The organism is Oxalobacter aliiformigenes (assembly GCF_027116575.1).
Lineage (GTDB): Bacteria > Pseudomonadota > Gammaproteobacteria > Burkholderiales > Burkholderiaceae_D > Oxalobacter > Oxalobacter aliiformigenes.
In genome coordinates, this window is sequence record NZ_CP098252.1 from 390,408 (window position 1) to 405,559 (window position 15,152).

A 15,152-nucleotide genomic window follows, 5' to 3' on the forward strand; every position below is an offset into this window, starting at 1 on the left:
TGTATGGATAAAGTGACAAAAAAGGATTCGTTTGGAAAAGTCGGCGTTCTGTATGGCGGAAAATCCGCAGAGCGGGAAGTATCGCTCATTTCCGGCAGAGCGGTTTGCGATGCACTGAAAAACAGAGGGGTGGATGCCCATCTTTTCGATACCGGGATGAATGATCCGGCCTGTTTGCAAGGGGAAAACTTCGATCGCGTCTTTATTGCACTGCATGGCCGGTATGGAGAGGATGGTTGCATGCAGGGGATGCTGGAAGAAATGCGCATTCCCTATACGGGCTCCGGTGTATTGGCTTCTGCCATGGCGATGGACAAGATTATGACCAAACGGTTGTGGCAGGCAGAAGGATTGCCCACTCCCCGCTATGTCGAACTGAAAGCGGATTCCGATTTCAGTGAAGTGATTGACCGACTCGGTTTGCCCCTGATTGTCAAGCCGGCTCATGAGGGATCGACCCTTGGACTGACCAAGGTGAAACAGATTGAACAGATGGCGGATGCCTATGCGCTGGCGTCGAAATACGACCGTTCTGTTCTGGCAGAGGAGTTTATCGATGGCATGGAACTGACCTGTGCCATCCTGGAGCAGGATGGCAAACCGCAGGCATTGCCGCTGATAAGGATTGTCGCTCCCGATTCCAATTACGATTATCACAATAAATATTTCAGTGATAAAACACAGTATCTTTGTCCATGCGGGCTGGATGAGGCAATGGAAACCAGAATCCAGCGTTATGCATTGCAAGGGTATGAGGCGCTCGGTTGCCGCGGATGGGGAAGAATTGATGTGATATTGCGTACCAGTGACAACGAACCGTTTTTGCTGGAACTGAATTCATCGCCGGGAATGACCGGTCATTCGCTGGTCCCCCTGGCAGCGCGGCAGGCCGGTCTGGGTTACGAGGATTTGTGTCTGACACTTCTGCGGTCGGCCACGCTGGATCACATAAAACACAAGGAGAGTTGATTGCACTATGTGGCATAACGTCCGGATTCTGAATGCGATATCGAATACCTGCATGGCTGTATTCATTATAGCCGTGGTGACGGGGGTTATCGGCTGGCTGATCCAGAAACCGGTTTATGCCTTGCAGACGGTCAAGGTCCAGTCATCCGACGGCAAGGAGTTGCTGCATGTCAATGCCATGACGGTCAAGAGCATCGCGTTGCCGAATATCAAGGGAAATTTTTTTACAGTGGATCTGAATGAAGTCCGGACCGCATTCGAGGCCGTTCCCTGGGTCAGGGAAGCCAGTGTCAGAAGGGAGTGGCCCGACAGGCTGATTGTTTCTCTGGAAGAGTATCAGCCTTTGGGAATATGGGGTAATGGGGGACAGTTGCTGTCCACAAAAGGGGATTTGTTTACCGTAAACATGGCGGAGGCGGAAGAGGATTATGACCTGTTGAAGTTTTCCGGTCCGGAAGGAAGTGAAAGGGAAGTGCTGGCCCGTTACAAGGAGTTTTGCAAACGGTTTGCACAGATTCATCTTGTCCCGAAAGAAATCAGGCTTTCGAATCGCTATGCCTGGTCTGTCAGGCTGGACAATGGCATGAATGTCGAATTCGGCCGTGAAAAGGACCGGAACACGATCAGTGATCTTATGGACCGTTTGAAGGAAGCGTATCCCCAGCTGGCGGAAAAGACGGGTGATGGTATCGAGAGTATCGATATGCGCTATCCGAATGGACTGGCTTTGAAATTAAAGGGAAAACTTCCTGTATCAAGTACTCAACGAAATAATGTGGCGCTATGACTAAAGACCTTAAAAATTTGATTGTCGGGCTGGATATCGGGACTTCCAAAGTCGTCGCTGTCGTTGCCGAAGTGTTGCCGGATGGACGGCATGAAGTGATCGGACTGGGACAACATGAGTCGAAGGGACTGAAAAAAGGTGTTGTCGTCAATATTGAAGCAACTGTTGAGTCGATTCAGGCCGCGCTCGAAGAAGCGGAACTGATGGCCGATTGCAAAATAAGAAACGTTTATACCGGTATCGCCGGCAGTCATATCCGCAGTTTCAATTCACGCGGTATGGTGGCCATCAAGGACAAGGAAGTGACTGCCGCGGATGTCGCACGGGTCATTGAAACAGCCCGTGCAGTCAATATTCCGACAGATCAGCAGTTTTTGCATACGGTTTCGCAGGAATTTGTCGTCGACAACCAGGAAGATGTCCGTGAACCGATCGGTATGAGCGGCATACGTCTTGAAGTCAAGGTTCATATTGTTACCGGTGCGGTATCGGCCGTCCAGAATATTGTCAAATGCATACGCCGGTGCGGACTCGAGGTTTCCGATCTGATTCTGCAGCCGCTGGCTTCTGCTGATGCCGTACTGACAGAGGATGAAAAAGAATTGGGTGTCGTCCTGATCGATATCGGTGGCGGTACGACGGATATTGCCGTGTTCACCGAAGGTGCGATTCGCCATACGGCCGTTATTCCTATTGCCGGTGACCAGATCACCAATGATATTGCGATGGCATTGCGTACCCCGACGCTGGAAGCGGAAGAAATCAAGATCCGTTACGGGATTGCCAAGCAGGTGTTGGTTGATCCGTCCGAAACGATTGAAGTGCCCGGTCTTGGCGATCGCGGACCGCGTACCTTGTCGCGCCAGATGCTGGCGGCCGTTATCGAACCCCGGGTAGAGGAACTTTTTGCATTGGCATTGCAGGTGGTGAGGGAGTCCGAGTACGAGGAAGTCTTGTCTTCAGGGGTCGTTTTGACAGGTGGTACTGCCATGATGCCGGGTATTGCCGAACTGGCCGAAGAGATTTTTCTGAAGCCGGTAAGGCTGGGTATTCCGCAATATAACGGGCAACTGGCAGATGTTGTCAAAAGCCCGCGGTATTCGACGGCACATGGTCTTCTGGCCGAGGCGAAGAAACAGTATCTGAGAGGTAACGTCGTTACGAAACAGCAGGGATCGACCAAGGCGATACTGCAGCGGATGAAAGAATGGTTTATGGGAAATTTCTGATTTGACAGAAATTGAAGGTTTAATTGAAAGCGGTTTTTAGTTGGAAGTTGTCACATCGCGTGGGAGTTGCCAAATGAGAACAGCATTTTTGACAGGAGCTTAAACATGGAATTTGATATGGTCGACAATGCAACGCTGGGCACTATCATCAAGGTAGTGGGCGTGGGAGGCGCTGGCGGCAATGCTGTCCAGCATATGATCAACAAGGGAGTATCCGGTGTTGAGTTTATTGCGGCCAATACGGATGCACAGGCTTTGTCCCATTCGGATGCTCATAATATTATCCAGATCGGGGATACCGGTCTGGGGGCCGGTATGCGTCCTGATATCGGTCGCCAGCTGGCTGAACAGTCACGCGAGAGGATCGAGGATGCCTTGCGTGGCGCACATATGGTTTTCATTGCGGCCGGGATGGGAGGCGGTACGGGAACCGGGGCGGCGCCTATTGTCGCAGAAGTCGCCAAATCGCTGGGTGCCCTGACTGTGGCCGTTGTATCCAAACCGTTTTCATACGAAGGCCAGAAATGCATGGAAATCGCCGAAGAGGGACTGGAAGCCTTGTCCGCTCATGTCGATTCGCTGATCGTTATTCTGAATGAAAAACTGGAAGAAATATATGAAGACGACAGCATGATCGAATGGCTGCAGCATGCCGATGATGTCCTGAATAATGCTGTGGCTGGTATTGCGGAGATCATCAATGTCCGGGGTCATATCAATGTCGATTTCAATGACGTGAAAACCATCATGGGCGAACAGGGCAAAGCCATGATGGGAACAGCCGTCGCTTCCGGTGTGGATCGTGCGCGAATCGCGGCCGAGCAGGCTGTCGCATCTCCGTTGCTTGACGGTATCGATTTGTCTGGCGCTCGCGGCGTGCTGGTCAATGTGACGGCAAGTCGTGGTCTGAAGGGCAAGGAAATCAAGGAAGTCATGGCGACTGTCCGTGCTTTTGCATCGCCTGACGCAACGATCGCACAGGGAATCGCTTATGACGATTCCATGGGAGAGGATATCCGTGTAACGGTTGTCGCAACCGGTCTGGGCAAGAACAAAAAGCCGGTTCGGCTGGTGCAGACTCCGCAGTTGAGAACGGGTACCAATAATGAAATTGTCATGTCAGGCAGTGGAGATGCCGCTGCCACGGCTCAGGATCTTGAAACACTGCAAAAACCTGCCGTATGGCGTCATGGACGCGAGTCGGCCAGCGATACGGTCAGGGCACTCGAAAAGAACGGAATGGAAACATACGATATTCCCGCCTTTTTGCGTCGCCAGGCCGATTGAGGGGACTTGTTCGGTACAGCCCGGGCGGGGTGTTTTGGGCTGTACCGAATGTATTTAAATTGTTACAAGTGTAAGAATTTCTCCTGTCTCCATATAAAAGCGTATATGTTAAAAGAGGCCCCGATATCATATTTCGCATCTGCAGAATTTGTGTCGGCGGGGTAAAATAATTTCCAGGACGATTATTCGGAATCTGACAAACAGCGTAAATCATGCTCAAACAACGTACCATTCAATACCCTGTCCGGGCAGTCGGAATCGGATTGCATTCCGGCTACAAGGTGGAGCTTGTACTTCGGCCGGCTGTTCCTGACACAGGTATCGTATTCCATCGGACCGATCTGGATCCTGTTGTGTCGATTCCGGTGAGCGCGGACGCGATCGGAGAGACGATGCTGGCTTCGACGCTGGTAAAAGACGGTGCGCGGATTTCCACCATCGAGCATTTGATGTCGGCTTGTGCCGGTCTGGGAATCGACAATCTGCATGTCGAGGTGAATGCAGAAGAAATTCCCATTATGGATGGTTCGGCATCTTCTTTTGTCTTTCTGCTTCAACAGGCCGGTCTGAAAGAACAGGATGTTCCGAAAAAATACATTCGTGTCAAAAAACGGGTTGAAATTCGTGAGGGAGAAGGAGCCAACCTGAAATGGGCGCGTCTGGACCCTTTTAATGGCTTCAAACTGGATTTTTTCATTGAATTCAATCATCCGGCTATTGATGCGACTCACCAGCATGCGGTGGTCGATCTGAGTCAGGTTTCCTATGTCCGGGATGTTTCGCGGGCTCGCACTTTCGGTTTCGTCAAGGATGTCGAAACACTGCGCGGTATGGGACTGGCACGGGGAGGTTCGCTTGAAAACGCCATTGTCATGGATGAATACCGGATTCTGAATGCCTATGCATTGCGTTACGACGATGAATTTGTCCGGCACAAGATTCTTGATGCCATCGGGGATCTGTATAACATCGGCCATCCGTTGCTGGCTTCCTACACGGCGCATAAGTCCGGACATGCATTGAACAATCAGCTGATCAGGGCTTTGTTGGCACAGCCTGATGCCTATGAGGTCGTTACTTTCACCACATCGGAAGAGGCGCCCAATTCCTTGTTCGAGCAATCGACACTGGAATGGATCCCTGCCTGATCCCGTTCAGAATTCATTTTTCCGTTTGCCGATAGCCGCTGATCAGCTGGTGCAGTGCCCGGGTCAGAGGTGAGTGGGTGTCGTTCTGTTCAAACTGCTCGTACAGTTTCGAGAAGGACTCATACGCTTTGGGTGACAGATTTTTCTTTCCGACAGGTTTTTCCCTGTAAAGGTTTTGCAAAAAGCTGACCTTGAGACGTACAGTGTGGACCGGCCAGCCTTTCAGGCCGAGTCTGTTTTGGAGAAACGGGATTTTCTGTCTTATTCTCGCCGCAACGGCCTGGTTGGGGACACCGACAAGAAGCGTTCCGTTTTCCAGTTTCAGAATATGGCAGTTTGAGAACCATACCGGAAGAATGCGATTGCAGTCATTCTCGATTTCCATAAGCTGTTTTGCCGTATGCATGAGAGTTGCCACTTTTTCATGGGAATCGAGATATTCAAGAGCAGTCGGGAAAGCTTCCTTGGTATTCATGGTGACGGAAAATATGGCTGTTTTCTAAATGGCATACTGCACTGTTTCAGGCAGTATAACTGATCGGGGTATCCGTTGCAGACCCGTGAATTGCCGTAATAAAACAACATTGTCGTTGAAAATAGGATGCCCGTTGCGCAATCTCTTTGTTTAAAAGTGGAAAGAGATATTAAAGTTGCTCTATTGCCTGAAAGAGGGCATGTTAAAATGTGTCTTAACGAGGTGGACCTTGGTATGTTCAGGGTCTATGCAAATGCAGTCGATGATGCTGCCTAATTTCAAGAATGTAACATGTCTATATTGACCAGCCTTTTCGGCAGCCGCAATTCCCGGCTGCTGAAGCAATACGGTAAAACCGTAGCCAAAATCAATTCTTTTGAACCGGCTCTGGAGAAAATGACGGATGCCGAACTGAAAGCAAAAACCCCTGAATTCAAGGAACGGCTTGCCGGCGGGGAAACGCTGGATGATATCCTGCCCGAGGCATTTGCCGTTTGCCGGGAAGCAAGCAAGCGGGTTCTGAGGATGAGGCCGTACGATGTCCAGCTGATCGGAGGGATGGCGCTTCATTATGGCAAGATTTCCGAAATGGCAACCGGTGAAGGAAAAACACTGGTAGCGACACTGCCTGCCTACCTGAATGGCCTGACCGGAAAAGGTGTCCATGTTGTCACGGTTAACGATTATCTGGCCCAGCGTGATGCGGAATGGATGTCCCGTTTGTATGGCTGGCTTGGTCTGACGACAGGAGTCAATTTGGCGTCGATGGATCATGGCCAGAAGCAGGCTGCCTATGCCGCTGACATTACATACGGAACCAATAACGAATTCGGTTTCGACTATCTGCGCGACAATATGGTTTACGATGTGGCGGATCGTGTCCAGCGCGGGCTGGTTTATGCTATTGTCGATGAGGTGGATTCGATTCTGATCGATGAGGCCAGAACGCCGCTGATTATTTCGGGGCAGTCGGAGAACAATACCGAGCTTTACTACAAGATGAATGCCGTACCGAAAATGCTGACATTGCAGATCGGCGAGGAAACGCGGGACGGCAAGGGAAAAATCGAGGTTCCCGGTGATTACACCAAGGATGAAAAAACCAATCAGGTCTATCTTACGGATGCCGGTTACGAGAAAGCGGAAAAAATACTGACCAGCATGGGTCTGCTGCCCGAGGGGGCTTCCCTGTATGATGCGACCAACATCATTCTGGTTCATCATTTGTATGCCGCGTTGCGCGCGAATGTTTTGTTCCACCGGGATCAGCATTATGTCGTTCAGGATGGACAGGTCATCATCGTCGATGAGTTTACCGGACGTTTGATGGAAGGCAGGCGTTGGTCCGACGGCTTGCATCAGGCTGTGGAAGCCAAGGAAGGTGTCAAGATACAGAATGAAAACCAGACACTGGCATCGATTACTTTCCAGAATTATTTCCGTATGTACGAGAAACTCTCGGGCATGACCGGTACAGCGGATACGGAAGCCTATGAGTTCCAGGAAATTTATGGTCTGGAAACAGTGGTTATTCCGCCTAACAAGCCGAATCAGCGTCAGGATCGTCAGGATCAGGTTTACAAGACGGCCAATGAGAAATATCTGGCCATGCTAAACGATATCAAGGATTGTTACGAGCGGGGACAACCGGTCCTGGTCGGTACGACGTCCATCGAAAATTCCGAATTGCTGTCAGGCATTCTGACCAAGGCGGGATTGCCGCATAATGTCCTGAATGCCAAACAGCATGCACGGGAAGCGGAGATCGTTGCGCAGGCGGGACGGCCGAAAATGATAACGATCGCAACCAATATGGCCGGACGCGGCACGGATATCGTGCTGGGCGGCAATGTCGAGAAGCAGATTGAGTTCATCGAGGCGGATGAATCCATTCCGGAAGAACAGAAAAAAGCGCAAATCGACAAGCTGCGTAACGAATGGCAGTCATTGCATGATTTTGTTTTGGCACAGGGAGGCCTGCATATTATCGGTACGGAACGCCATGAATCACGCCGGGTGGACAATCAGCTGAGAGGACGTGCCGCACGTCAGGGCGATCCGGGTTCCTCGAGATTCTATCTGTCTCTGGATGATCCGCTGTTGCGGATTTTTGCCGGCGACAAGATGCGGTCTATCATGGAACGGCTGAAAATGCCTGAAGGCGAGCCGATCGAATCCGGAATCGTGACCCGATCCATTGAATCGGCACAGCGGAAAGTCGAGGGGCGCAATTTCGATATGCGCAAGCAGCTGCTGGAATATGATGATGTAGCCAATGACCAGCGCAAGGTCATTTATCAACAACGTAATGAATTGCTTGAAATGAAAGATCCGACCGAGCTGATTACATCGTTGCGGCACGGTGCTTTTACCGATCTTTTCAGGATGTATGTGCCGGAAGAATCCGTTGAAGAGCAATGGGATATTGAAGGACTTGAAAAAGAGTTGCAAACCCAGTGGAAACTCGATATTCCTCTGGCGTCCATGCTTGAGGAATCGAAAACGCTGACCGATGAAGATCTGCTTGAGCATATTCTGAAAACCGTCGATGATTTTTACCAGACCAAGATTGATCTGGTCGGCAAGGAAGCGTTTTCCGAGTACGAGCGCAGCGTCGTGTTGCAGAGCATGGATACTTACTGGCGCGAGCATCTTGCGGCACTGGATCACCTCCGTCAGGGCATTCACTTGCGCGGTTATGCCCAGAAAAATCCGAAGCAGGAATACAAGCGCGAAGCGTTCCAGTTATTCAGCCAAATGCTGGATATGATCAGAAACGATGTTACACGGGTATTGGTGCTGGTCAGAATCAGGACACGCGAGGAGGTCGAAATGGCTGCGGCGCAACAGGCCGAGTCGCAGATAACGGATATGAATTATCATCGTCCGGAACCTGAAGATGAACTGGCTTCCGAAAAGGAAGAGAGTACGATCGATGAAACCGGGACGACCGGTATCGGGCAGCAGCCTGTGGTCAATGCCGTGCCAAAAGTCGGTCGGAATGAACCATGTCCTTGCGGGAGTGGCAAAAAATACAAGCATTGTCATGGTCGCCTGGATTAAACGAAACGTAAAGCATCGACAAGTGGATCATTAATTGGAATCAGTGAGATAAAGATGGCTGTCAATCTGTCTGTTCCGGTTGCATCGGAACTGAAACCCGTTTCAGGACTTGAACTCGGTTATGCAAAGGCAAGTATCAAGAAAGAAAACAGGAAAGATTTGCTGGTAATGCGTCTGGCTCCCTCGGCAACTGTTTCCGGTGTTTTCACCAGAAACCGTTTTTGCGCCGCGCCGGTTCGGATATGCAAAACCAATCTGGAAAAAACGCATGCGGCAGGGAAAAATATCTGTGCCCTGATGGTCAATACCGGAAATGCCAATGCCGGAACCGGTGAGGCGGGATATCAGGATGCCGTTAAAACCAGTACCGCTTTGGCGGAACTGCTGGATTGCGATCCGGGTCAGATTTTGCCTTTTTCGACGGGTGTTATTCTTGAACCATTGCCTGTCGATAAAATTCTGGCTGGATTGCCTAAAGCCGTTGCGGATTTGAAGGAAGACAACTGGTTAAATGCAGCCGAAGCGATCATGACGACGGATACGATTCCGAAAGCCGCTTCCCGCACAGTGGTTATTGATGGAAAAACGGTGACTGTTACCGGCATGTGCAAAGGATCGGGCATGATCAAACCGAATATGGCGACAATGCTGGGATTCATTGCAACCGATGCCAGAATTCCGCAGGATGTTCTGGATGTCATGCTGAAATCGGCCGTCGATAAATCGTTCAACTGTATTACCGTTGATGGTGATACCTCGACCAATGATTCCCTGATTCTGATGGCGATGGGAAAAGTCGATATCGGTATTTCCGGCATTTATTCCGGTCATTACCGCGAAATGCTGGATGTCATAACGGATCTGGCGCAGGAACTTGCCCAGAAAATCATTCGTGACGGAGAAGGGGCCTCCAAATTCATCACGATCCTTGTTGAGGAAGGCAAATCCGAAGACGAGTGCCGTCAGATTGCCTATTCAGTCGCCCAGTCGCCACTGGTCAAAACGGCGTTTTTCGCTTCCGATCCGAATCTGGGCCGGATTCTTGCCGCTATCGGTTATGCCGGTATCGAAGATCTGGATATCGAAAAACTGAATCTGTATCTGGATGATGTGTGGGTTGCCAAAAATGGTGGAAGAAATCCTGATTATCGCGAAGAAGACGGGCAGCGTGTCATGAAAAAGAGCGAGATTCTTGTCCGTATCACCTTGGCACGTGGCAAAGCCTCTTCGACTGTCTGGACATGCGACCTGTCGCACGATTATGTTTCCATCAATGCCGATTATCGTACCTGATGACAACACTTGAACAATTTCTGGAACGTGCCGAATCCGTACTGACGCGTCTTGAGAATTTGTTGCCGTCTCAAACGGCAACATCTGTTGACTGGGATTCACCGACAGCCGCTTTTCGCTGGCGAAAGAAAAATGGTCGTGGCGCTCTGGTTCCAATCGCCCGTATCTCACCGGTTTCGTTGCCGGACCTGTTTTTTGTCGAACGGCAGAAAACGCTTCTGGAACAGAATACGCGTCAGTTTCTGCAAGGGAAACCGGCAAATAATGTGTTGCTCACGGGAGCCAGAGGAACAGGCAAATCGTCGTTGGTCAAGGCCTGTCTGAATGAGTTTTCGGATCAGGGGTTGCGTCTGATCGAAGTCGATAAAAACGATCTGGTCGATCTTGATGAAATTTCAGAGCTGATTGCTTCGCGTCCGGAGTCTTTCATTCTGTATTGCGACGATCTGTCGTTCGATGAGGGAGATAGCAGTTACAAGGCATTGAAAGTGGCCCTTGACGGCAGTGTCGCCGCACAACCTGACAATATCCTGATTTACGCCACATCGAACCGGAGACATTTGCTTCCTGAGAAAATGTCAGACAACAACGGCTATTCACGTAATGAAGACGGGGATTTGCATCCGAGTGAAACCGTTGAGGAAAAGATTTCTTTTTCTGACCGCTTCGGTCTCTGGCTTTCGTTTTATCCTTACAGCCAGGATGAATATCTGTTTATCATGGCGCATTGGTTGCGTTCTTTTGGTTGTACGGAAGACCAGATTTCCGCGGCCACGCAGGAAGCACTGCAATGGGCTTTGCATCGGGGTTCCCGTTCCGGAAGAACAGCATGGCAATTTGCCCGTGACTATGCCGGTAGAATTCTGTAACCGTTTTCTCCACGGTTATTTGCATTCCGTTTAATCTCAAGTCACACAATCCATGCGATTGCGCAATGGCGCATGAACGGGTTTGCGTAAAGTGGTTCTGGTCTTTGAATCATTTTATGAGAGTTTGCCATGTTGATGACCGGCCTTGCCAATCGCTATGCGCATCAACTGATTCAGGCACGTGAGGCAGCAGAATTTATCCCATCGTTGTCTTCCCGGTATCCACTGACGATCGGTGATGCTTATGAAATTGCCGCCAGAGTCGCGGAAATCAGAATAGCCGAGGGAGAGAATATCGTCGGGCGGAAACTCGACTATTTCCTTGAAACGTCTTCTGATCGGATCGGGAAAAAGAATCGTTTGCCGTTCTGGTCATGGCTTTTTGATTCCGGTGTTCGTTTCATGGAAAACAGTGAGGGAGATTTCAGCCTCAGACATACGTCAGCCCCTTTTGTCGAGACAGAAATCATCTTTCGGTTGGGACGGCTTCCACCGGAAGGCGCCACAATAGGCCAACTGGCTGCGTGCATCGAGTGGATGGCACATGGGCTTGAGATAACGGAATATCCTTTTCGGGCAACCACTCGCAGTCTTGTCGATACCATTGCCGGATTCGGGCAACACCATGCATTACTGGTTGGCGAACCGAAAATCGTATCCGAAGGCAGCCGGAAGAGCCTTTATGCTGTCATGGAGTGTGCCGGTCTGTCTCTGGCTTGCAATAATGTGATCAGGACGGCAGGATTTGGCAGCAGCCCTTGCAACAATCCCCTGCAAGGATTGTTGATTCTATACCAGATGCTGGCCAATATGCCGGAATTTTCGCCTTTGCGGGTCGGAGATATTATTGCGACAGGAACGTGGACGAAGCCGCTTCCGATACAGCCCGGAGAAGTCTGGCAAACAGCGGTTTCCGGTTTGCCTCTTTCCGGACTGACGGTCGCATTCACGGCATGAAACCGGAAATCAGAGTGTATCCAGCTTCGACAGCTGGTCTTTCAGTTTTTCCAGTACCGATACAAAACCCGACAGACGTTCACGTTCAGCGGCAACGACTTTTTCAGGCGCTTTCGACACGAAATTCTCATTCGACAGCTTGGTTGTGACTTTCGCGATCTCGCCCTCCAGTTTGGCAATTTCTTTTCCCAGCCGTTCGCGTTCCGCTTCGATGTCGATTTCGACTTTCAACATGAGCCGGATGTCTCCGACAATGGAAACCGGAGCAGGCGACTTCGGCAAAATGTCCTGAAGAGTCACTTCGGAGAGTTTGCCCAGAGCTTTAAGGTGCGGAATGAAGGACTGGAGCCATGAAACGTTCTGTTTGGCTGATTCCATGAAAAGAGGAACCCGTTTGGCCGGAGAGAGCTGCATTTCCCCTCTCAGATTGCGGCAGGCGTCAACCAGCGCCTTGCATTCGTTCATCCACCGATCGGCCTGTTCATCCGTTTTTGACGTGTCGGGAAGCGGGTATGCCTGAAGCATCAGGGTACTGCGTTCACCTACGGCTTTTCCTGCAAGCGGGGCAACTTTTTGCCAGAGTTCCTCGGTAATAAACGGAATGACCGGATGGGCCAGACGCAGGACTTTTTCCAGAATAACCAGAAGGGTATGGCGTGTCGCCCGCTTTTGGGCATCGTCGCCATCCTGAATCTGGACTTTTGCCATTTCAACGTACCAGTCACAGTACTCATCCCAGATGAAACGGTAAATAGCCGAGGCGATATTGTCGAAACGGTATTCGGCAAAGCCTTTTTCCACTTCGGCAGCGGTACGCTGGAACTGGGATTCGATCCAGCGGTCCGCCAGCGAAAACGTCATTTCTCCTCCGGAGAAACCACAATCTTCTCCTTCTGTGTTCATCAGGACGAAACGGGTAGCATTCCACAATTTGTTGCAGAAATTGCGGTATCCCTCACAACGGTTCAGATCGAAATTGATATTCCGGCCAAGGGAGGCGTAACTTGCCATGGTGAAACGCAACGCATCGGTCCCGAATGCCGGAATGCCTTTGCCGAATTCCTTGCGGGTAGCCTTGGCAATCGAGTCTGCCTGTTTCGGATTCATCAGACCGAATGTGCGCTGCTTGACCAGCGAGTCGACGTCAATACCGTCGATCAGGTCGATCGGGTTTAAAGTATTGCCTTTGGATTTGGACATTTTCTGGCCATTGGCGTCACGGACCAGACCATGCACATATACCGTTTTAAAGGGGACCTTGCCGGTGAAATGCAGGGTCATCATCACCATTCTGGCAACCCAGAAGAAGATGATGTCGAAACCCGTGACCAGTACCGAGGAGGGCAGAAACATCCGGTATTCCGGTGTGTTTTCCGGCCAGCCGACGGTCGAGAACGGAACAAGTGCCGAGGAAAACCAGGTATCCAGTACATCCGGGTCACGGTAGATGGATTTGCCGCCGGCTTTTGCATGCGCTTCTTCTTCGGTACGGGCGACGTAGATATTGCCCTCTTCGTCGTACCATGCCGGAATCTGGTGTCCCCACCAGAGCTGTCTGGAAATGCACCAGTCCTGAATGTTGTTCAGCCACTGATTGTAGGTATTGGTCCAGTTTTCGGGCATGAACCGGATTTCACCATCACGGACTTTTTCCAGGGCGACTTCAGCCAGGGATTTGCCCGGGAAAAAGGTGCCAGCCGGAGCCGGCTTGCTCATGGCGACAAACCATTGGTCCGTCAGCATCGGTTCGATGACGACACCGGTTCTGTCGCCTCGCGGAACCATCAGTTTGTGTGGCTGGATGGATTCGAGCAATCCCTGCTCCTGCAGGTCGGCCACAATTTTCTTCCTGGCCACGAAACGGTCCATGCCCTGGTATGCTTCGGGAGCGTTATCATTGATTTTCGCGTCAAGCGTGAAGATATTGATCGGCTCCAGACCATGACGGGCGCCGACGGCATAGTCGTTGAAATCGTGCGCGGGAGTGATCTTGACACAACCGGTCCCGAATGCCTTGTCGACATATTCGTCGGCAATGACGGGGATCAGCCGGTCGGTCAGGGGAAGCCGGATCATTTTGCCGATTATGCCTGTATAGCGCTCATCTTCCGGATTGACGGCAACGGCAACGTCGCCCAGCATGGTTTCCGGACGGGTTGTTGCCACGGTAAGCGAACCGGAACCGTCGGCAAAAGGGTAACGGATATGCCACATGGAACCGTTTTCTTCTTCCGAGACGACTTCCAGGTCGGAAACGGCTGTTCCGAGGACCGGATCCCAGTTGACCAGCCGTTTTCCCCGGTATATCAGCCCTTCTTCATAGAGACGGACAAAAACTTCGGTCACGGTTTTCGAACGGGTTTTGTCCATCGTGAAGTATTCACGGTCCCAATCCGGAGAAGTCCCCATACGACGCATCTGGCCGGTGATGGTTGAACCGGATTTTTCTTTCCATTCCCAGACTTTTTCCAGAAATTTTTCACGGCCAAGGTCATGCCGGGAGATGTTTTGGGCGTCAAGTTGCCGTTCTACCACAATCTGGGTGGCGATGCCGGCATGGTCGGTGCCCGGAATCCAGGCCGTATTGAATCCTCTCATACGATGATAGCGCACAAGACCGTCCATGATGGTCTGATTGAAGGCATGTCCCATATGGAGAGTGCCAGTGACATTCGGAGGAGGAAGCTGGATGGCGAAAGACGGTTTTGATTCGTCGAGCGATGCGCGAAAGTATCCGCGCTTTTCCCATTCTTCACGCCAGTGTTTTTCAATTTCGGCAGGGTCGAAGGACTTGGCTAATTCCATGATCTGATGTAAGTTTTGCTTTAATTCAATAAAATATCTATTATAATGGACGATAGAGGGCACGAAGTCGAAAGGTGACGTTATAATGGCCCGAGTGTAGTAAAATTCATCAGAATGCTAGGGGTTCTGGCCGAAAGGCCGGGCGAGATACACCCTCTGAACCTGATCTGGGTAATGCCAGCGTAGGGAAGCGAAAAGTGATGGATGCGGTCGGCCGCAATCTTGTCCTGAGATTCCCTGAGCTGGTTTAATGAAGTACATGCTTAAGGA

General features: G+C 50.9%; 11 protein-coding genes and 1 riboswitch. Of the genes, 9 read left to right on the top strand and 2 right to left on the bottom strand.

Annotated elements, in window-relative coordinates:
* Positions 1–3 precede the first annotated feature (3 nt).
* From NB647_RS01880 to lpxC, 5 genes are all read left to right on the top strand, one after another.
* Positions 4–969 carry a D-alanine--D-alanine ligase gene (locus NB647_RS01880; RefSeq protein WP_269283870.1) on the top strand — a complete coding sequence of 322 codons (966 nt, stop codon included), beginning with the start codon at positions 4–6 and terminating at the stop codon, positions 967–969.
* Between the two features lie 7 nt (positions 970–976).
* Positions 977–1,756: a cell division protein FtsQ/DivIB gene (locus tag NB647_RS01885; RefSeq protein ID WP_269283873.1), complete on the top strand. Its 780-nt coding sequence runs from the start codon at positions 977–979 to the stop codon at positions 1,754–1,756.
* The gene (gene ftsA, locus NB647_RS01890; RefSeq protein WP_269264864.1) at positions 1,753–2,985 is read left to right on the top strand and encodes a cell division protein FtsA; all 1,233 of its coding nucleotides are present in this window, start codon (positions 1,753–1,755) and stop codon (positions 2,983–2,985) included. Before NB647_RS01885 ends, ftsA begins: the two co-directional genes overlap by 4 nt.
* Before the next feature lie 105 nt (positions 2,986–3,090).
* Positions 3,091–4,272, top strand: a complete 1,182-nt coding sequence (gene ftsZ / locus NB647_RS01895; RefSeq protein ID WP_269283875.1) for a cell division protein FtsZ — start codon at positions 3,091–3,093, stop codon at positions 4,270–4,272.
* Between the two features lie 212 nt (positions 4,273–4,484).
* Positions 4,485–5,420, top strand: coding sequence for a UDP-3-O-acyl-N-acetylglucosamine deacetylase (lpxC, locus tag NB647_RS01900; RefSeq protein ID WP_269264866.1), 936 nt, complete (start codon positions 4,485–4,487; stop codon positions 5,418–5,420).
* A gap of 13 nt (positions 5,421–5,433) precedes the next feature.
* Here lpxC and NB647_RS01905 read toward each other — a convergent pair whose 3' ends face one another.
* Positions 5,434–5,895, bottom strand: a complete 462-nt coding sequence (locus NB647_RS01905) for a hypothetical protein (protein WP_269283877.1) — start codon at positions 5,893–5,895, stop codon at positions 5,434–5,436.
* 291 nt (positions 5,896–6,186) lie between these two features.
* Between NB647_RS01905 and secA the strand changes: the two genes are divergently transcribed.
* From secA to NB647_RS01925, 4 genes are all read left to right on the top strand, one after another.
* Entirely contained in the window at positions 6,187–8,958 is a 2,772-nt protein-coding gene (gene secA / locus NB647_RS01910) for a preprotein translocase subunit SecA (protein ID WP_269264868.1), read from the top strand.
* Between the two features lie 54 nt (positions 8,959–9,012).
* Positions 9,013–10,251: a bifunctional glutamate N-acetyltransferase/amino-acid acetyltransferase ArgJ gene (gene argJ, locus NB647_RS01915; protein ID WP_269283879.1), complete on the top strand. Its 1,239-nt coding sequence runs from the start codon at positions 9,013–9,015 to the stop codon at positions 10,249–10,251.
* Complete coding sequence (locus tag NB647_RS01920; protein ID WP_269283881.1) at positions 10,251–11,120, top strand: ATP-binding protein; 870 nt, start codon at positions 10,251–10,253, stop codon at positions 11,118–11,120. Before argJ ends, NB647_RS01920 begins: the two co-directional genes overlap by 1 nt.
* 129 nt (positions 11,121–11,249) lie before the next feature.
* Entirely contained in the window at positions 11,250–12,077 is an 828-nt protein-coding gene (locus NB647_RS01925) for a 2-keto-4-pentenoate hydratase (RefSeq protein ID WP_269283883.1), read from the top strand.
* Positions 12,078–12,086: 9 nt separating this feature from the next.
* On the opposite strand, the gene NB647_RS01930 is transcribed toward NB647_RS01925, so the two are convergent.
* Positions 12,087–14,882, bottom strand: coding sequence for a valine--tRNA ligase (locus NB647_RS01930; RefSeq protein ID WP_269283885.1), 2,796 nt, complete (start codon positions 14,880–14,882; stop codon positions 12,087–12,089).
* A gap of 109 nt (positions 14,883–14,991) precedes the next feature.
* Positions 14,992–15,088: riboswitch (TPP riboswitch) on the top strand.
* Positions 15,089–15,152 lie beyond the last annotated feature (64 nt).